The sequence below is a fragment of the Pseudomonas imperatae genome (assembly GCF_057128625.1).
This window is the reverse complement of sequence record NZ_JBSKHP010000022.1, coordinates 89,650-107,043: the sequence shown is the minus strand read 5'-3', so window position 1 is coordinate 107,043 and position 17,394 is coordinate 89,650. Positions and strand designations below refer to the sequence as shown.

Sequence of the window (17,394 nt, the reverse complement as noted above, 5' to 3'; positions counted from 1 at the left end):
CGGCCCCGCAAGGCCGGCTGCCTTGGCTTACCGGATCAAACCACCTGCAACACAATCTTGCCGATGTGATCCCCGCCTTCCATGCGCCGGTGGGCACCCGCGGCGTCGGACAGGGGAAACACCTGGTCCAGCACCGGCAGCGACTTGCCTTCGGCCAGCAACGGCCACACGTGACGCTCCAACCCGGCGGCGATCACCGCCTTCTCTTCCGTGCTGCGCGAGCGTAGCAGCGACCCGGTGACCACGGCCTGCTTGGCCATGATCGCCAGCAAGTTCACCTCCTTGACCTTGGCGCCGCCCAGGAAACCAATCACCACCAGGCGCCCGCGACGGGCCAGGGCGGCAATGTTCTGCTCGAAATACGCGCCGCCCATGATGTCCAGGATCACGTCCACGCCCTTGCCTGCGGTGCGCTCGGCAATCACCTGGGCGAAATCCTGCTCGCGGTAATTGATCGGTTCGCCGCCCAGGGCCTGCACCTGCGCGCATTTCTCTGCCGTGCCGGCGGTGGCAAACGCCTTGATGCCCAGCGCCTTGCACAGGGCCAGCGCGGTGGTGCCAATGCCGCTGGTGCCGCCGTGAATCAGCACGCTCTGGGTGGCGTCCAGGTGGGCCATGTCGAACAGGTTGGCCCACACGGTGAAGAAGGTTTCCGGAATGGCCGCGGCGGTGATCATGTCCATGCCGGGCGGCACCGCCAGTGCCTGGGTGGCGGGCACGGTGCAGTACTCGGCGTAGCCGCCGCCGTTGGTCAGCGCACATACCTTGTCACCCAGGGCAAAGCCCTGCACGTCCGCGCCCAGGCCCACCACCTCGCCGGCCACTTCCAGCCCCGGCAGCGGGTTCATGCCCGGCTGCATGGGATACTGGCCGGCGCGCTGCAAGGCGTCGGGGCGGTTGACGCCAGCAGCGTGCACCTTGATCAGCAGCTCATGGGGCTTGGCCACGGGCAGCGGGCCCTGGCGCGGTTGCAGCACTTCGGGGCCACCGGGCTGGGTGATCTCGATGTAGGTCATGGTGGACGGCAGTTGGATGGCAGGCATGGTGGTGCTCCGATGAAGTGGGCTATTGGCAGTGACAACCACCAACGGCAAGGCGTTCATCATAGCGCCGCAGGAAGATGCAATAATGCAGCGATTATCCATCTATCGAATGCATAAATGCATCAGCGGAGTGAGCATGAACTGGGACGACACGCGCTTCTTCCTGGCCCTGTGCCGCGAGCGCACCCTGCGCGGTGCTGCGCGCCAGCTGGGCGTGGACCAGGCCACCGTGGGCCGGCGCATCGCCGCCCTGGAGGAGGCCCTGGCCGCAACCTTGTTCCTGCGCAGCTCCGACGGTTACCGGCTGACCTCGCCTGGTGAGGCGGCCTACAGCGCGGCAGTGCAGATGGAGCACTCCGCCCACGACCTGCAGCGGCGCATCCAGGGCCTGGACGACCTGCCCAGCGGCCAGGTGCGCCTGGCCACCACCGACTCGCTGGCGGTGGACTTTGTCATCCCTGCCCTCGCCCGCCTGCGCCTGCAGCACCCGCAGGTGCAGGTGGATGTGAAGGCCTCGACGCAGATGCTCAACCTGGCGCGGCGCGAGGCCGACCTGGCCATCCGCACGGTCAAGCCGGACAACCCCGACCTGCTGGTGCGGCGCCTGGCGGCCTGGCCGGTGGGGTTGTTCGCCTCGGCCGACTACGTGCAGCGCCACGGCCTGCCGGAGCCGGGCAACGGTTTTGCCGGCCACGCCCAGGTGGCCTGGCAGCCCTATGTGGAAGCCGGCCGCGCCAGCACCCTGCTGGACGAGCCGGCCCATGGCGCGCAGATCAGTTGCAGCGCCAGCACCAGCCTGCTGGTGCGCCAGGCCGTGGCGGCCGGGCTGGGCCTGAGCGAGCTGCCGGTGCTGGCCGGCGAGCGCGACGGGCTGGTACGGGTGTGGCCGCAGCGGGTCCGTGCGCAGCCTTATGACGTGTGGCTGGTGAGCCACGCCGACCTGCGCCACACGGCGCGGGTCAACGTGGTGGTGGAGGCGCTGGTGGCAGCCTTCAGCACACCGACAGCAGGTCCCGACGCTCCAGGTTGAGCAGAAACTGCTTGGCCGGCAAGCCGCCGGCAAAGCCAGTGAGGCTGCCCGAACTGCCGATGACCCGGTGGCACGGCGCGACGATGGAAATGGGGTTGCGGCCATTGGCAGCGCCCACCGCGCGCACGGCCTTGGGGTTGCCCAGCTGGGTGGCAATGTCCAGATAGCTGCGCGTTTCGCCGAACGGAATGGCCAGCAACGCGTGCCACACCTGCACCTGGAAGTCGGTGCCGGCAAAGTCCAGCGCCAGGTCGAACTGCTGGCGCTCGCCGGCGAAATATTCCTGCAACTGCGTGGCGGTGCGCACCAGCATCGGGTGGTCACCCTGCTCCTGCAACTCGCCCAGGCGCACGCGGTTGGGGCGGTCGTCTTCCCACAGAATGGCCGCCAGCTTGGGGCCACGGGCGACCAGGGTCAGCAGGCCCACGGGGGATTCGAGGAATTTGCAGGCGTAGTGCATGGCGGCGGTTCCAATCGGTCGAGCGGCCATTCTAAGCGCCCCGCCCCTGGAAAAAACCCCATTTCTTGCGCAACCCAGCCCCCCTGTAGCAGCTGCCGCAGGCGGCGTCAGCCTTCACCGCGCCAATGCAGGCATTACCGGGGGCAGCCGGACGCCGCCTCGCGGCAGCTGCTACAGACATCGAGCTATTGGACCATTGTCGACAATAACTGTTTTTTCTTTGACTTGATCCGCGCATATGGCTATTTTCGACCCTATCAGAACACAGTGTGTCGACAATATGCCTACCACCCTCGCCACCGAAGACTCCGAAACGCTTTCCGAAAACGTCTTCCGGCGTATCCAGGCCGCCATCGTCAAGGGCGACATCGCCCCCGGCAGCAAGATCTCCGAGCCGGAGCTGGCGCGCACCTACGGCATCAGCCGCGGGCCACTGCGCGAGGCCATCCACCGCCTGGAAGGCCAGCGGCTGCTGGTGCGTATTCCCCACGTGGGTGCGCGGGTGGTGTCGCTCAGCCATGCCGAGCTGATCGAACTGTACGAAATTCGCGAATCGCTGGAAGGCATGGCCTGCCGCCTGGCCGCCGAGCGCATGACCGAGGCCGAAATCGAAGAGCTGCGCCAAGTGCTGCACACCCACGAGCGCGACGCCGCGTTTCAGGCCGGCGTGGGCTACTACCAGCAGGAAGGCGACTTCGACTTCCACTACCGCATCATCCAGGGCAGCGGCAACCGCACCCTGGTGCAGATGCTCTGTGGCGAGCTGTACCAGCTGGTGCGCATGTACCGCATTCAGTTCTCGGCCACGCCCAACCGCCCGCGCCAGGCGTTTGCCGAGCACCACCGCATTCTTGATGCCATCGCCGACCGCGATGGCGAATTGGCCGAATTGCTGATGCGCCGGCACATCGGCGCATCGCGGCGCAATATCGAGCGTCACTACGCGGACGCATCCACCCAGCCTGAGAGGTGAGTCATGAACAATAAGAACAGTCCCGGCCAACGCTTCCGCGACGCCGTGGCCAGCGAACATCCGCTGCAAGTGGTGGGCGCCATCAACGCCAACCACGCCCTGCTGGCCAAGCGCGCCGGCTTCAAGGCCATCTACCTGTCCGGTGGCGGCGTGGCAGCGGGCTCCCTGGGCCTGCCGGACCTGGGCATCAGCGGCCTGGACGACGTGCTCACCGACGTGCGCCGCATCACCGACGTCTGCGACCTGCCGCTGCTGGTGGACGTCGACACCGGCTTCGGCTCCTCGGCGTTCAACGTGGCGCGCACGGTCAAGTCGATGATCAAGTTCGGCGCTGCCGCCATCCACATCGAAGACCAGGTGGGCGCCAAGCGCTGCGGCCACCGGCCCAATAAAGAGATCGTCAGCCAGCAGGAGATGGTCGACCGCATCAAGGCGGCCGTGGACGCCCGCACCGACGACAGCTTCGTGATCATGGCGCGCACCGACGCCCTGGCCGTGGAAGGCCTGGACGCGGCCCTTGAGCGCGCCGAAGCCTGCATCGAGGCCGGCGCCGACATGATCTTCCCCGAGGCCATCACCGAACTGGCCATGTACAAGCAATTCGCCGACCGCGTGCGCGCGCCGATCCTGGCCAACATCACCGAGTTTGGCGCCACGCCGCTCTATACCACCGAGCAGCTGGCGTCGGTGGACGTGTCGCTGGTGCTGTACCCGTTGTCGGCGTTCCGCGCCATGAACAAGGCCGCCGAGCACGTCTACGGCGCCATCCGCCGCGACGGCACGCAGCAAAATGTCATCGACACCATGCAGACTCGCATGGAGCTGTACGACGCCATCGACTACCACGTGTTCGAGCAGAAGCTGGACGCCCTGTTCGCCCAGAAAAAAGGTTAAGAAACACCTGTGGGAGCTGGCTTGCCAGCGAGCTTTTCGGGGCCCCACAAACTCGCTGGCAAGCCAGCTCCCACATTCCAGACAATAAATTCAAGAATGGAGACAACCATGGCCGAAGCAAAAGTATTGAGTGGTGCCGGCCTGCGTGGCCAGGTGGCCGGGCAGACCGCCCTGTCCACCGTCGGCCAGGCCGGCGCCGGCCTGACCTACCGTGGCTACGACGTGCGCGAACTGGCCGAGCACGCCACCTTCGAGGAAGTGGCCTACCTGCTGCTGTACGGCGAGCTGCCCAACCACCAGGACCTGGACCACTACCAGCACAAGCTCAGCACCCTGCGCGACCTGCCCAAGGCGCTGAAGGAAGTGCTGGAACGCATCCCCGCCAACGCCCACCCCATGGACGTGATGCGCACCGGCTGCTCGTTCCTGGGCAACCTGGAACCGGAAAAGACCTTCGCCCAGCAGCACGACGCCACCGACCGCCTGCTGGCGGCCTTCCCGGCGATCATGTGCTACTGGTACCGCTTCAGCCACCACGGCGTGCGTATCAACTGCACCAGTGACGAACCGGACGTGGCCGGGCACTTCCTGCACCTGCTGCACGGCAAGGCGCCCAGCGAGCTGCACCGCAAGGTGATGAACGTGTCGCTGATCCTCTACGCCGAGCATGAATTCAACGCCTCGACCTTCACCGCGCGGGTGTGTGCCTCTACCCTCTCGGACCTGCATTCCTGCGTGACTGCCGCCATCGGCAGCCTGCGCGGCCCGCTGCACGGCGGCGCCAACGAGGCGGCCATGGCCATGATCGAGAAGTTCAAGAACCCCGAGGAAGCCGTGCGCGGCACCCTGGGCATGCTGGAGCGCAAGGACAAGATCATGGGCTTCGGCCATGCCATCTACAAGGACAGCGACCCGCGCAACGAAGTGATCAAGGGCTGGTCGCAAAAGCTCGCGGCCGAGGTGGGCGACACGGTGATCTACCCGGTGTCCGAAGCCATCGACAAGACCATGTGGGAGCAGAAGAAGCTGTTCCCCAACGCCGACTTCTACCACGCCTCGGCGTACCACTTCATGGGCATTCCCACCGAACTGTTCACGCCGATTTTCGTCTGTTCGCGGCTGACCGGCTGGGCGGCGCATGTGTTCGAGCAGCGTGCCAACAACCGCATTATTCGCCCCAGCGCCGAGTATGTGGGCGTGGAACAGCGCAAGTACGTGCCAATAGAGCACCGATAACGCAAAACCAGGGGTGCAAACACCGACCGTAGGAGCCGGCCTTGGCCGCGATGGGGGCCGCAATATCGCCATCGCGGCCAAGGCCGGCTCCTACGGATGAGTGCTCGCCCTCGCGATTGTGTGACCGACACCGTGAATGAGCCCACTACCATGAACACTCAATACCGCAAGAACCTGCCAGGCACCGCCCTGGACTATTTCGACACCCGCGCCGCCATCGACGCGATCAAGCCCGGCGCCTACGCCACCCTGCCCTACGTGTCCCGCGTGCTGGCGGAAAATCTGGTGCGCCGCTGCGACCCGGCCACGCTGACCGCCTCCCTGAGCCAACTGATCAACCGTGCGCGCGACCTCGACTTCCCCTGGTTCCCGGCCCGCGTGGTGTGCCACGACATCCTCGGCCAGACCGCCCTGGTGGACCTCGCCGGCCTGCGCGACGCCATTGCCAGCCAGGGCGGCGACCCGGCGCAGGTCAACCCGGTGGTACCCACCCAGCTGATCGTCGACCACTCCCTGGCCGTGGAGCGCGCAGGCTTCGACCCGCAGGCGTTCGAGCAGAACCGCGCCATCGAAGACCGCCGCAACGAAGACCGCTTCCACTTCATCGACTGGACCAAGAAAGCCTTCAAGAACGTCGACGTGATCCCGCCCGGCAACGGCATCATGCACCAGATCAACCTGGAGAAAATGTCCCCGGTGATCCAGGTGCGTGACGGCGTCGCCTTCCCCGACACCTGCGTGGGCACCGACAGCCACACCCCCCACGTCGACGCGCTGGGCGTGATCGCCATCGGCGTCGGCGGCCTGGAAGCCGAGAGCGTGATGCTCGGCCGCGCCTCGTGGATGCGCCTGCCCGACATCATCGGCGTCGAGCTCACCGGCCAGCTGCAGCCGGGCATCACCGCCACCGACATGGTGCTGGCCCTGACCCAGTTCCTGCGCCAGCAGAAAGTGGTCGGCGCCTGGCTGGAATTCCACGGCGCAGGCGCGGCCAGGCTGACCCTGGGCGACCGCGCCACCATTTCCAACATGGCCCCCGAATACGGTGCCACCGCGGCGATGTTCTACATCGACCAGCAGACCATCGACTACCTCAAGCTCACCGGCCGCGAAGACCAGCAGGTGCAGCTAGTGGAGGAATACGCCAAGCTGACCGGCCTATGGGCCGACAGCCTGGCCACTGCCGAATACGAGCGCACCTTGAGCTTCGACCTGAGCACCGTGGTGCGCAACATGGCCGGCCCCAGCAACCCCCACGCGCGCCTGGCCACCAGCGACCTGGCCGCCAAAGGCATCGCCGCCCCCTGGACCGAGACGCCGGGGCAGATGCCCGACGGCGCGGTGATCATCGCCGCCATCACCAGCTGCACCAACACCAGCAACCCGCGCAACGTGATCGCCGCAGGCCTGCTGGCGCGCAACGCCAACCGCCTGGGCCTGACCCGCAAGCCGTGGGTGAAGACCTCGCTGGCCCCCGGCTCGAAAACCGTCAAGCTGTACCTGGAAGAAGGCGGCCTGCTGCCGGAACTGGAACAACTGGGCTTCGGCGTGGTGGCGTTCGCCTGCACCACCTGCAACGGCATGTCCGGCGCCCTGGACCCGGCCATCCAGCAGGAGATCATCGACCGCGACCTGTACGCCACCGCCGTGCTCTCGGGCAACCGCAATTTCGACGGGCGCATCCACCCCTACGCCAAGCAGGCGTTCCTGGCCTCGCCGCCGCTGGTGGTGGCCTACGCCATCGCCGGTACCATCCGCTTCGACATCGAGAAAGACGTGCTGGGCCACGGCCCTGACGGCGCGGAAATCCGCCTCAAGGACATCTGGCCCAGCGACGCCGAAATAGACGCCCTGGTCAAATCCTCGGTGAAGCCCGAACAGTTCCGCCAGGTGTACATCCCCATGTTCGCCATCCACGAGGACACCGGGCCCAAGGTCAGCCCGCTGTACGACTGGCGCCCCATGAGCACCTACATTCGTCGCCCGCCCTACTGGGAAGGCGCCCTGGCCGGGGCCCGGCCGCTCAAGGGCATGCGCCCGCTGGCGGTGCTGCCGGACAACATCACTACCGACCACCTTTCGCCGTCAAACGCCATCATGCTCGACAGCGCCGCCGGCGAGTACCTGGCGAAAATGGGCTTGCCCGAGGAAGACTTCAACAGCTACGCCACCCACCGCGGCGACCACCTGACCGCCCAGCGCGCCACCTTCGCCAACCCCAAACTGTTCAATGAAATGGTCAAGGAAAACGGCCAGGTCAAGCAGGGTTCCCTGGCCCGCGTGGAACCCGAGGGCCAGGTGATGCGCATGTGGGAAGCCATCGAGACCTACATGAACCGCAAGCAGCCGCTGATCATCATCGCCGGCGCCGACTACGGCCAGGGCTCGTCACGCGACTGGGCCGCCAAAGGCGTGCGCCTGGCGGGCGTGGAAGCGATTGCCGCCGAAGGCTTCGAGCGCATCCACCGCACCAACCTGGTGGGCATGGGCGTGCTGCCGCTGGAGTTCCTGCCGGGCACCAACCGCCACACCCTGGCCATCGACGGCAACGAGACCTATGACGTGGTCGGCGCACGCACCCCACGCGCCACCTTGACCCTGGTGATCCACCGCGCCAACGGCGAGCGCCTGGAGGTGCCAGTAACCTGCCGCCTGGACACCGCCGAAGAAGTGTCCATCTACGAAGCCGGGGGCGTGCTGCAACGCTTCGCCCAGGACTTCCTCGAACAAGCCCCTGCGGCCTGAGGAGCGATGCCATGAGCTACCCCGCACAAATCCGCATTCCCGCCACCTACATGCGTGGCGGCACCAGCAAGGGCGTGTTCTTCAAGCTTGATGACCTGCCCGCAGATGCCCGCCAACCGGGCCCGGCCCGCGACGCGCTGCTGCTGCGCGTGATCGGCAGCCCCGACCCCTACGGCAAGCAGATCGATGGCATGGGCGGCGCCACCTCCAGCACCAGCAAGACGGTGATCCTCAGCCAGAGCACGCGGCCTGGCCACGACGTGGACTACCTGTTCGGCCAGGTGGCCATCGACGCGGCGTTCATTGACTGGACCGGCAACTGCGGCAACCTCTCGGCCGCCGTCGGCTCGTTCGCCATCAGCAACGGCCTGGTCGCCGCCGAGCGCATCCCGCGCAACGGCGTGGCCACCGTGCGCATCTGGCAGGTCAACATCGCCAAGACCATCATCGCCCACGTGCCCATCACCGACGGCGCGGTGCAGGAAACCGGCGACTTCGAGCTGGACGGCGTGACCTTCCCCGCCGCCGAAGTGCAGCTGGAGTTCATGGACCCGGCGGCCGAGGAAGAAGGCGGCGCAGGCGCCATGTTCCCCACCGGCCAGCTGGTGGACGACCTGGAGGTGCCCGGCATCGGCACCTTCAAGGCAACGCTGATCAACGCCGGCATCCCCACCATCTTCCTCAACGCCACCGACATCGGCTACACCGGCACCGAACTGCAGGACGCCATCAACGGTGACACCAAGGCCTTGGCACGCTTCGAGGCCATCCGCGCCCACGGCGCCCTGCGCATGGGCCTGATTTCGCACCTGGACGAGGCCGCCACGCGCCAGCACACGCCCAAGGTGGCCTTCGTCGCCGGGCCCGCCGCCTACACCGCCTCCAGCGGCAAGGCGGTAGGTGCAGGTGACGTCGACCTGCTGGTGCGCGCGCTGTCCATGGGCAAGCTGCACCATGCCATGATGGGCACCGCGGCCGTGGCCATCGGCACCGCTGCGGCCATCCCCGGCACCCTGGTGAACCTCGCCGCCGGCGGTGGCGCGCCCCAGAGCGTGCGCTTCGGCCACCCCTCCGGCACCTTGCGGGTGGGCGCCCAGGCCGAGCGGGTCAATGGCGAATGGAAGGTACTCAAGGCCATCATGAGCCGCAGCGCGCGGGTGCTGATGGAGGGCTGGGTGCGCGTGCCGCGCTGATTCCCAAACGCGGCCGTTGCTACGCACACCCGTAGCAGCTGCCGCAGGCTGCGTTCCCCCCCACCCCTACAACCAAAGAGGCCCCCTGTCGCCCCCCTGAACAACCCGCAAAAATCCCCCCATATCGGATTTCCTCGATATAATTGACCGTTGCGTGCCTGCCAGCACGCCACCCCGCGGCCACGTCCGTGTTCCAGGATAACGTTCAATGCGCCTACCTTTACTGTCTCTCTTCGCCGTTGTGTGCGTGGCCGGCTGCGCCACCCCCAACTCCCCCAACAAGACCTTCACCAGCCTCAAGTCGCCACAGGAAGTGGGTGAATGCATCGCCCCCAAATGGCAGGCGCTGCGCCCCGACACCGAATCCTCGGGCAACAGCCGCCACTACCGCCTGGTGGTGAGCAGCAAGCTGGCCGCCGACGAGATCCTGGAGATCTACAAGACCTCCAACGGCAGCGAAGTCTCCTGGTACCAGCGCGAGCCCCTGACCCTGGGCCGTGGCGCGCTGAACAAAGCCGTGCGCGATTGCCTGTAAGCGACGTCGCAAACACACCCCCACCCTGCATATTGGGCAAGGCCTTGACCCACGTTCAAGGCCGCCGCCGCGCCCGGCCTTGACCTGCCCCGCACTTGCCAGCGTGCACCAGGGCACTGCACGCAATGGTGCAAAATGGCGCGCCCACCCGCTTGACGGCCAGCCCCTTGCAGCCTGCGCTGCCCTGGTCGGGGCACCCTGCCCGCGCATTTGCGTGCCCGCCGCGTGGCCCTTGAGCAAAGCGCATGGCCTGAACCAATAAACCATTCCCGCCCCGGCCCGCCTTCATCGACCCTGCAGTTCCCCGGTCTTCCCAAGGAGCTGTCGATGAACAAAGGTTATGCTACCGCCGCGTCCCTGGCCGTCTTTGCCCAAGGCCTGGCCTTGGCGCCACAGGCCCAGGCAGACGGTTTTCCCGGTATCGCCATGATCGCCCCCGGCTTTGGCTACTACGCCATCGACAGCGGGTTCGACAGCAAGCTCAAGGCCTACGGCACCCTGGACGCCTTCGCCAGCTACCACGATTCCGGCCACTCCACCGGCACCCAGCTGGGCGGCGGTGGCGCCTGGACCAACAAGCTGGGGGTGTACGCGCGCACCCCGGTGGCCACCGACACCGTGCTGGAAATGGACGTGGAGGAAGGCTTCAACGTCAACGGCAACACCGTGGGCCAGGACTGGAGCAGCATCGGCACCCTGCGCCTGGCCGTGGCGGCGCTGCGCAGCAAAGCCTACGGCAAGCTGGAAATCGGCAAGACCTACGGCATGGGCACGCCCACCTACGCCGACCCGTTCCTGGCCAGCTACGGCTCGCCCTACACCTACCTGGCGGTGCCCGCCGCCGGCAAGGGCGCCTACTACCTGGACCTGCGGCCCAAGCACACCGTGGCCTATACCACCCCCACCTTCCATGGCTGGAGCATCGGCACCGCCGCCAGCCTGGGCCTGGACGACCACGCCAGTGCGGGCCGCACCCTGCGCGGCGGCGGCGCCAAGCTGCAGTACACCGACAAGCGCCTGATCCTGCTGGCCTCGTTCAACCGCTACCTCAGCGACCCCTGGGAAGACAACGGCAGCCTCAAACAAACCGCCAACTACTACAAGAGCCTGTCGGCGTTCTACGACTTCGGGCCCTTCTCCAGCAGCCTCACCTGGCAGCGCCAGGACGTGGATGAAAGCGGCACGCCGAGCACCACGGTGCTCACCGCCGGCTTCATCAAGCCCCTGGGCAAGCGCGACCTGGGCCGCCTGCTGCTGGTCAAGCGCACGGTGGAGTTCGGCGCCAAGGATGCCTATGGCGCGATGATCGGCTGGGACCACTTCTTCACCCCGCGTTTCGCCAGCTACGTGCACGTGGGCATGATCAGCAACCAGCGCAACGCCTCGGTGACCTACGAGGGGACGCCGGTGGAACAGGCAGGGGACGACCCGCAGAACCTGACCGTGGGGGTGTATTACCACTTCTGATGCGGTGGTGTGGCGGGACGCGGCCTGGCGGCCACTGCTACGGGGCGTGCGACGTTCGTCTAACCACGGAACCTGCACAAAACCGTCAGGTCATTTATCATCCTAGGCCACCGCCGGCGTTCAGGGAGTAGGACGGATGAGGATTGAGCCCTTCAAGATTGCCATCGAGCAGACGGCACTTGATGATTTGCACCAGCGCCTGGGGGCCACCCGCTGGGCTGCCGGCGTGGAAGGCAATGGCTGGAGCGAAGGCACCGACAGCGCCACCCTGCACCGCCTGGTAGAGTACTGGCGCGACGGTTTCGACTGGCGCGCCCAGGAGGCGCGGCTCAACCGCCTGCCGCAGTTCATGGCGCACATGCCTGGGCAACGCATTCATTTCCTGCACCAGCGCGGCCAGGGCCCGGCGCCGTTGCCGCTGGTGCTGACCCACGGCTGGCCCGGCTCGTTCGTGGAAATGGAAGCCATCCTGCCGCTGCTGGCCGACCCCGCCAGCCATGGCGGCGACGCCGCCGACGCCTTCCACGTGGTGGTGCCCTCGCTGCCCGGCTACGGCTTCTCGCCCGCGCCCAGCGCCAAGGGCACCGGCCCGTTCGAGATCGCCGGCCTGTGGGCACAACTGATGACCGCCCTGGGCTACGACACCTTTGGCGCCCAAGGCGGCGACTGGGGCGCCAGCGTCTCCACCTGGCTGGCCTACCGCTACCCGGTGCGGGTCAAGGGCCTGCACCTGAACTTCATCCCCGGCTCCTACCGCCCGCCCCTGGGCCCAGACCAGCCACCCGCCAGCGACGAGGAACGGCGCTTTCTCGACCAGGCCAGCGCCTGGGCGCAGATGCACGGCGCCTATGGGCAAATCCAGGGCACCCGCCCGCAAAGCCTGGCGGTGGGCCTCAACGACTCGCCCGCAGGCCTTGCGGCGTGGATACTGGAAAAATTCCAGGCCTGGAGCGACTGCCAGGGCGACGTGGAACGGGCCTTCGGCCTGGACGCGCTGCTGACCAACATCGCCCTGTACTGGTTTACCGGCGGCATCGGCGCCACCTTCCGCCTGTACCTGGAAAGCCGGCGCAAACCGCTGCAGTTCAGCCCCGGCCAGCGCGTGCTGCCACCCCTGGGCGTGGCGCAGTTCCCGGCGGAACTGCCCATGCCGCCGCGCAGCTGGGTGCAGCGCTGCTACAACGTGCAACGTTGGACGCACCTGCACCGCGGCGGGCATTTCGCCGCCATGGAGTGCCCTTATGCGCTGGCCGAGGACATCCGCGCGTTCTTCCGGCCGCTGCGCTGACCCCCTAGGGCACCAGCAGGGCCTCGTGAATCTCCACGCTAGGCACCTCGCACTGGTGCCGGCGGTCCTGCAGCCAGGCCCGCATCTTGTGCACGTCGAATATCTGGCCCTGCTCCATCAGGGTCAGCACCAGCTCATGTGACATGCGATAACGCCCGCATTCGGGGCAATGACGTTCTTCCCACGCGCCTTCGCACTGCAGATCTTCTGCGCTTCCCGCGCATATCAAGCAGCTCATGGGCAGCCTCCTTATTGTTGTTTTTCTACACTTTACCGGGCAATGCCTGCAATTTATGTGACAGGCGCCGACCGGCAAGTTCCTTTCCCTGGCAGGCGCACCGTAAATCAATGGAATATTTGTTGTCCAGCCGTCGGAACCTGCGGCGGGCGAACGAATCAATGTCACATTGGGTTGGCATTGTTAATGCTTGCGTCAAGGACATGACATTTTTGTGACAGCGTAGATGCCTGTTCCAGCGCATCGCGTTGCAGTATCGCGGAAACCTGCACCATGAAAGAGCGCGCTACCTTGATTTGCCGCCGTGAAGACCGGATTCTTTACGTGCGCAAGGCCAAATCCCGCTGGAACCTGCCCGGCGGCAAGATTGAAAAAGACGAGAGCCCCGCCGCGGCCGCCGTGCGTGAGCTGCGCGAGGAAACCGGCTTGCAGGTGGTGGACCTGGTGTTCCTGGGCGCTTATGAAAGCGACGACACCCTGCATCACCTGTTCGAGGCACGTATCGCCGACAGCGCCGAAGCCACGCCGCAGAACGAGATCGCCGAGTGCCGCTGGCAAAACCGCCAGCAGCTGGGCGATCTGCGCCTGACTGCCAATGCTCTGGCCATCGTCAGGACGTTGCGCGCCGCCTAAGGTTTGCGGAAAAACAGCGACACCTGGCCCAGCTCGATGCCCAGCTTGCTCATGGTCGAACGGTTGGCCAGGGTGTGCGCGTCCAACAGGTACATCCAGTCATCGAAATGCACCTGCCAGGTCTTGCCGTCCACCACCAGGTTGAGGTCGTACTGCCAGTGCAGGGTGTTGCCCGAGACCTCCCCCGTGGCCTCGCCGATCACATCGCCAGCGGTGCCGCGCCAGCGCCCGGGGCCGTCGGGGCGCAGGGTCCATTCACGCACCTGCCGGGTGCCGTCGCTGTAGGTGAACGCCTCATGCAGTATCAGCGCGTCGCCCTGCAGGCGGCCGTCGACCACCACGTGCATGCGCTTGGCCACCTCGCCGGAGCGCTTCTGGAAAATGCCCCAGGCCTCGGTGCGGCCAGCGAAAAAGGTCGCAAGGTCCAGCGTCGGCTGCTGGTCGCGGTAGGTGTGTACGTCCACGCCGCTGCAACTGGCCAGTGCCAGGCAGCACAGCAACATCAGGGTTTTCATGGCAGCGGCGCTCGGCAAGATTTCCCTTGAGCGTAGCTGGCGGGCCATTAGAATCCATGCTTTCGCCCACTCCAAGGACCGGCCATGGCCCAGATCATCACCTACGACGACAACCTGCACCGCGACGCCGTGATAGCCCTGTGGCGCGACGTGTTCGCCTACCCCACGGCCCACAACCGCCCTGAGCTTGCGCTGGAACGCAAGCTGGCGGTGGATGACCTGCTGTTCGTGGCGGTGCAGGATGGCCGGGTGGTGGGCACCACCATGGCCGGCTACGACGGCCACCGCGGCTGGCTATATTCGGTGGCGGTACACCCGGCCTGGCAGCAGCACGGCATTGGCGCCGCCCTGGTGCGCCATGCCGAAACCGCCCTGGCCGCGTTGGGCTGCCTGAAGATCAACCTGCAGATCACCGCCGGCAACGACGCGGTGGCGGGCTTCTATGAGCGTCTAGGCTACGCCGTTGAACCCCGCATCAGCATGGGCAAGATCCTCTACACCCCGTAGCAGCGGCCGCAAGCCGCGTCCGCCGCACCACGGTAGTCACCGTGACTGAAAGCGCATAGACTTCACCTGACCGAATATTTTCTTCAAATGAAGGATGCAAAATGAATCCTGCCCTTCCCTCGCGCCACACGCCACGTAGCAAGGGTAGCCCGCGAGAGCAGGTCACCGAGCAATTCTGGGCATTCAGTAACGCCCGCGCTTCGCTGCTGGACGCCCAACGCCTGGTACAGATCAAGGAAGGCTTCGCCGCCGACTTGTCCATGGCCATCCGCGTGACCTTCGACCTTGCGGAGCGGCAGTTGGAAACGCTCATGAACGCCTCGATTTCCACGCTGGAACGTCGCCGTCGAGAACACAAACCGCTGGACCCGGTGGCTTCCGAGCGGCTGGACCGCATTGCCGCGGTATCGCAACTGGCCCAGGAAGTGTTCGAAGCCAAGCCAGCAGCGGCGCAATGGATGGCCACTGCCAACAAGGCCCTCGGCAACGAGGCCCCGATCATGCTGTGCGAAACCGAAATCGGTGCCCGCCAGGTGCTGCGCGTGCTGCATGCACTGGAATGGGGGGGCGTGGCCTGATGCGCGGTTGGCGCATCGCCAAAGCCCGTCGTGCAACTGATCTGTCCGGCCAAGGTGCTGCCATCGCTGGCGGCCGCTGGAACGACCAGGACCTGCCCGCCGTGTACATGGGCCTGACACCTGGCATTTGTTGCCTGGAAACCTTCGTGCACGCCAACGGCGAGCCGGGCATGGCCATGAAGATTACCTGCTTCGAACTGCCGGATGACCCCGCCCTATACCTCGAGCCTGGCGGCCATGAGCTGCCCGCTGGCTGGAATACCCTGCCCGCCGACCGGCCGAGCATGGCGTTCGGCAGCGCCTGGCTGCGCGAGGGCACGTACCTGGGGCTGATCGTGCCCTCGGCCGTACTGGCACTGGAACGCAATGTGCTGCTCAACCCCAGGCACCCCGCCATCAGCCAGGTGCAGGTCGTGCAGGTCTATGACTTCATGTACGACCCACGGATGTTCGAGCGCTAGCCCCGTAGCAGCGGCCCCAGGCCGCGTCCGCCGACACCGCGGTATCGCGCCATCAGGTCTTCGAAGCCCCCTCGATCGCCTCGGCCAAATCCTGGTACTCCTCGCAGGTGGTGCTGCAAATGGACTTGATGGTCGCCAACTGCTCCTTGGCCAGGTCCAGCCGCCCCTTGATCACGTAGGCCTCGCCCAGGTACTCACGCACCTGGGCATAACGCGGGTCGAGCTGCACCGACTGCAGGTAGTAACCGATGCCCTCGTCGGTGCGCCCCAGCTTGCGCGTGGCGTAGCCGCGGTAGTTGAGCGCCTTGGCGGTGTTGGGCTGCTTGAGCGTGTCGAGCAAGGCGATGGCCTCTTCGTAACGCCCGTCCTTGGCCAGGCGGTAGGCATAGTCGGTGCGGTCTGCATCGCTGGCGGCGCTGCTCTGTTGCATCACGCAGCTTTTGCTTTTGCTGTCCCAGACCTTGCCCTTGGGGCAGTTGGGCTTGGGCGGCGAGTCGTCGCCGCCACTGGCCCACAGCGGGGCACTGGCCAGGGCGGCGCTGAGCAGGGCGATGGGCAACAGGCAGGTGCGCAGGTTCATGGCGTGACTCCTGAGAGGAACACGGGAAGGGAATTGCAGTATAGGCGGAACGCCAGCCGGCACAGCCGGTCTCGATACTTGCACCTATGCTGTCTGACTCATCCAACGGGAGACCCGCCATGCATATCGATTTGAACGGCAAGACCGCGCTCGTCACCGGCTCCACCCAGGGTATCGGCTTCGCCATCGCCAAGGGCCTGGCCCAGGCCGGCGCCCACGTAATCATCAACGGTCGCAAGGCCGACGTCGTGGACGCTGCAGTGGCCAAGCTGCAGCAGGCCGTGAGCGGCGCCAAGGTGCAGGGCCTAGCCGGCGACCTGGCCACGGCTGAAGGCTGCAGGCAGGCGGTGGCCAGCGTGCCCCAGGTCGACATCCTGGTGAACAACCTGGGCGTGTTCGCCCTGCAGGACTTCTTCGACACCCCCGACGAGGAATGGGAACGCTTCTTCCAGGTCAACGTGATGTCCGGCGTGCGCCTGTCGCGGGCCTATGCGCCGAAGATGGCCGAGCGCGGCTGGGGGCGGATCATCTTCATCTCGTCCGAGTCGGGGCTGAATATCCCGGCGGACATGATCCACTACGGCTTCACCAAGACCTCCAACCTGTCCATCTCCCGCGGGCTGGCCAAGCGCATGGCCGGCACCGGGGTGACGGTGAACGCCATCCTGCCCGGCCCTACCCTGTCGGAAGGCTTGCAGGAAATGCTCAAGGACGACCAGGCGGCCAGCGGCGCCTCGTTGGAGGAAACGGCCGCGGCGTTCGTGATGAAAAACCGCCCCACCTCGATCATCCAGCGCGCAGCGAGCATGGAAGAGGTGGCGAACATGGCGGTGTACATCGCCTCGCCCCAAGCCTCGGCCACTACCGGGGCTGCGTTGCGCGTGGATGGCGGGGTGGTGGATACCATTGCCTGATGGCGCAAAAATGTCCGTAGCAGCGGCCGTAAGGCCGCGTCCGGGCCGCGCCATCTGATCCGGTTTTTTCTCGCGTTTCTGAATCTGGTGTCCTTCGACCCCTG

Annotated in this window: 19 protein-coding genes; 14 read left to right on the top strand and 5 right to left on the bottom strand. The window is 66.2% G+C overall.

The window, feature by feature from the left end; translation table 11 throughout:
* Nucleotides 1–35: 35 nt before the first annotated feature.
* On the bottom strand, nt 36–1,034 hold the full coding sequence (locus ACWKWX_RS24240) for an NAD(P)H-quinone oxidoreductase (RefSeq protein ID WP_483829148.1): 999 nt from the start codon (nt 1,032–1,034) through the stop codon (nt 36–38).
* A 145-nt stretch (nt 1,035–1,179) separates the two neighbouring features.
* Between ACWKWX_RS24240 and ACWKWX_RS24235 the strand changes: the two genes are divergently transcribed.
* Nucleotides 1,180–2,073 carry a LysR family transcriptional regulator gene (locus ACWKWX_RS24235; RefSeq protein WP_483829140.1) on the top strand — a complete coding sequence of 298 codons (894 nt, stop codon included), beginning with the start codon at nt 1,180–1,182 and terminating at the stop codon, nt 2,071–2,073.
* Here the strand turns inward: ACWKWX_RS24235 and ACWKWX_RS24230 are convergent.
* On the bottom strand, nt 2,036–2,533 hold the full coding sequence (locus ACWKWX_RS24230) for a methylated-DNA--[protein]-cysteine S-methyltransferase (protein WP_473002520.1): 498 nt from the start codon (nt 2,531–2,533) through the stop codon (nt 2,036–2,038). The two genes, ACWKWX_RS24235 and ACWKWX_RS24230, sit on opposite strands and share 38 nt — an antisense overlap.
* A gap of 280 nt (nt 2,534–2,813) precedes the next feature.
* On the opposite strand from ACWKWX_RS24230, the gene ACWKWX_RS24225 reads away from it, so the two are divergent.
* The 8 genes from ACWKWX_RS24225 (at nt 2,814) to ACWKWX_RS24190 (ending at nt 12,864) form a co-directional block, all read left to right on the top strand.
* Nucleotides 2,814–3,506, top strand: a complete 693-nt coding sequence (locus ACWKWX_RS24225) for a GntR family transcriptional regulator (protein ID WP_416424665.1) — start codon at nt 2,814–2,816, stop codon at nt 3,504–3,506.
* Nucleotides 3,507–3,509: 3 nt separating this feature from the next.
* Nucleotides 3,510–4,400, top strand: a complete 891-nt coding sequence (gene prpB, locus ACWKWX_RS24220; RefSeq protein ID WP_473002522.1) for a methylisocitrate lyase — start codon at nt 3,510–3,512, stop codon at nt 4,398–4,400.
* Between the two features lie 108 nt (nt 4,401–4,508).
* A complete protein-coding gene (gene prpC / locus ACWKWX_RS24215) occupies nt 4,509–5,636 on the top strand; it encodes a bifunctional 2-methylcitrate synthase/citrate synthase (RefSeq protein ID WP_416424667.1) in 1,128 nt (375 codons plus the stop codon).
* Nucleotides 5,637–5,786: 150 nt separating this feature from the next.
* Nucleotides 5,787–8,381 carry a Fe/S-dependent 2-methylisocitrate dehydratase AcnD gene (gene acnD / locus ACWKWX_RS24210; protein ID WP_483829139.1) on the top strand — a complete coding sequence of 865 codons (2,595 nt, stop codon included), beginning with the start codon at nt 5,787–5,789 and terminating at the stop codon, nt 8,379–8,381.
* Nucleotides 8,382–8,392: 11 nt separating this feature from the next.
* Nucleotides 8,393–9,574 carry a 2-methylaconitate cis-trans isomerase PrpF gene (gene prpF / locus ACWKWX_RS24205; RefSeq protein WP_483829138.1) on the top strand — a complete coding sequence of 394 codons (1,182 nt, stop codon included), beginning with the start codon at nt 8,393–8,395 and terminating at the stop codon, nt 9,572–9,574.
* Nucleotides 9,575–9,782: 208 nt separating this feature from the next.
* A complete protein-coding gene (locus tag ACWKWX_RS24200; RefSeq protein ID WP_416424670.1) occupies nt 9,783–10,109 on the top strand; it encodes a hypothetical protein in 327 nt (108 codons plus the stop codon).
* Nucleotides 10,110–10,436: 327 nt separating this feature from the next.
* On the top strand, nt 10,437–11,576 hold the full coding sequence (locus tag ACWKWX_RS24195; protein ID WP_483829137.1) for a porin: 1,140 nt from the start codon (nt 10,437–10,439) through the stop codon (nt 11,574–11,576).
* Nucleotides 11,577–11,712: 136 nt separating this feature from the next.
* Nucleotides 11,713–12,864, top strand: a complete 1,152-nt coding sequence (locus ACWKWX_RS24190) for an epoxide hydrolase family protein (RefSeq protein WP_473002528.1) — start codon at nt 11,713–11,715, stop codon at nt 12,862–12,864.
* A gap of 4 nt (nt 12,865–12,868) precedes the next feature.
* Here the strand turns inward: ACWKWX_RS24190 and ACWKWX_RS24185 are convergent, their stop codons facing one another.
* Complete coding sequence (locus ACWKWX_RS24185) at nt 12,869–13,009, bottom strand: hypothetical protein (protein ID WP_476299080.1); 141 nt, start codon at nt 13,007–13,009, stop codon at nt 12,869–12,871.
* A gap of 366 nt (nt 13,010–13,375) precedes the next feature.
* Between ACWKWX_RS24185 and ACWKWX_RS24180 the strand changes: the two genes are divergently transcribed.
* Entirely contained in the window at nt 13,376–13,735 is a 360-nt protein-coding gene (locus tag ACWKWX_RS24180) for an NUDIX hydrolase (protein WP_483829136.1), read from the top strand.
* On the opposite strand, the gene ACWKWX_RS24175 is transcribed toward ACWKWX_RS24180, so the two are convergent.
* Entirely contained in the window at nt 13,732–14,250 is a 519-nt protein-coding gene (locus tag ACWKWX_RS24175) for a DUF3833 domain-containing protein (RefSeq protein ID WP_483829135.1), read from the bottom strand. The two genes, ACWKWX_RS24180 and ACWKWX_RS24175, sit on opposite strands and share 4 nt — an antisense overlap.
* Nucleotides 14,251–14,334: 84 nt before the next feature.
* Here ACWKWX_RS24175 and ACWKWX_RS24170 point away from each other — a divergent pair, with 84 nt between their 5' ends.
* The 3 genes from ACWKWX_RS24170 to ACWKWX_RS24160 all read left to right on the top strand — a co-directional run bounded on the left by ACWKWX_RS24170 (nt 14,335) and on the right by ACWKWX_RS24160 (nt 15,796).
* The gene (locus tag ACWKWX_RS24170) at nt 14,335–14,757 is read left to right on the top strand and encodes a GNAT family acetyltransferase (protein WP_483829134.1); all 423 of its coding nucleotides are present in this window, start codon (nt 14,335–14,337) and stop codon (nt 14,755–14,757) included.
* 101 nt (nt 14,758–14,858) lie between these two features.
* Nucleotides 14,859–15,335: a type II RES/Xre toxin-antitoxin system antitoxin gene (gene parS / locus ACWKWX_RS24165; protein WP_476299088.1), complete on the top strand. Its 477-nt coding sequence runs from the start codon at nt 14,859–14,861 to the stop codon at nt 15,333–15,335.
* A complete protein-coding gene (locus ACWKWX_RS24160; protein WP_483829133.1) occupies nt 15,335–15,796 on the top strand; it encodes an RES family NAD+ phosphorylase in 462 nt (153 codons plus the stop codon). Before parS ends, ACWKWX_RS24160 begins: the two co-directional genes overlap by 1 nt.
* A 52-nt stretch (nt 15,797–15,848) precedes the next feature.
* On the opposite strand, the gene ACWKWX_RS24155 is transcribed toward ACWKWX_RS24160, so the two are convergent.
* A complete protein-coding gene (locus tag ACWKWX_RS24155; protein WP_476299091.1) occupies nt 15,849–16,376 on the bottom strand; it encodes a tetratricopeptide repeat protein in 528 nt (175 codons plus the stop codon).
* Nucleotides 16,377–16,495: 119 nt separating this feature from the next.
* Between ACWKWX_RS24155 and ACWKWX_RS24150 the strand changes: the two genes are divergently transcribed.
* Nucleotides 16,496–17,290, top strand: a complete 795-nt coding sequence (locus ACWKWX_RS24150; RefSeq protein ID WP_473002536.1) for an SDR family NAD(P)-dependent oxidoreductase — start codon at nt 16,496–16,498, stop codon at nt 17,288–17,290.
* Nucleotides 17,291–17,394 lie beyond the last annotated feature (104 nt).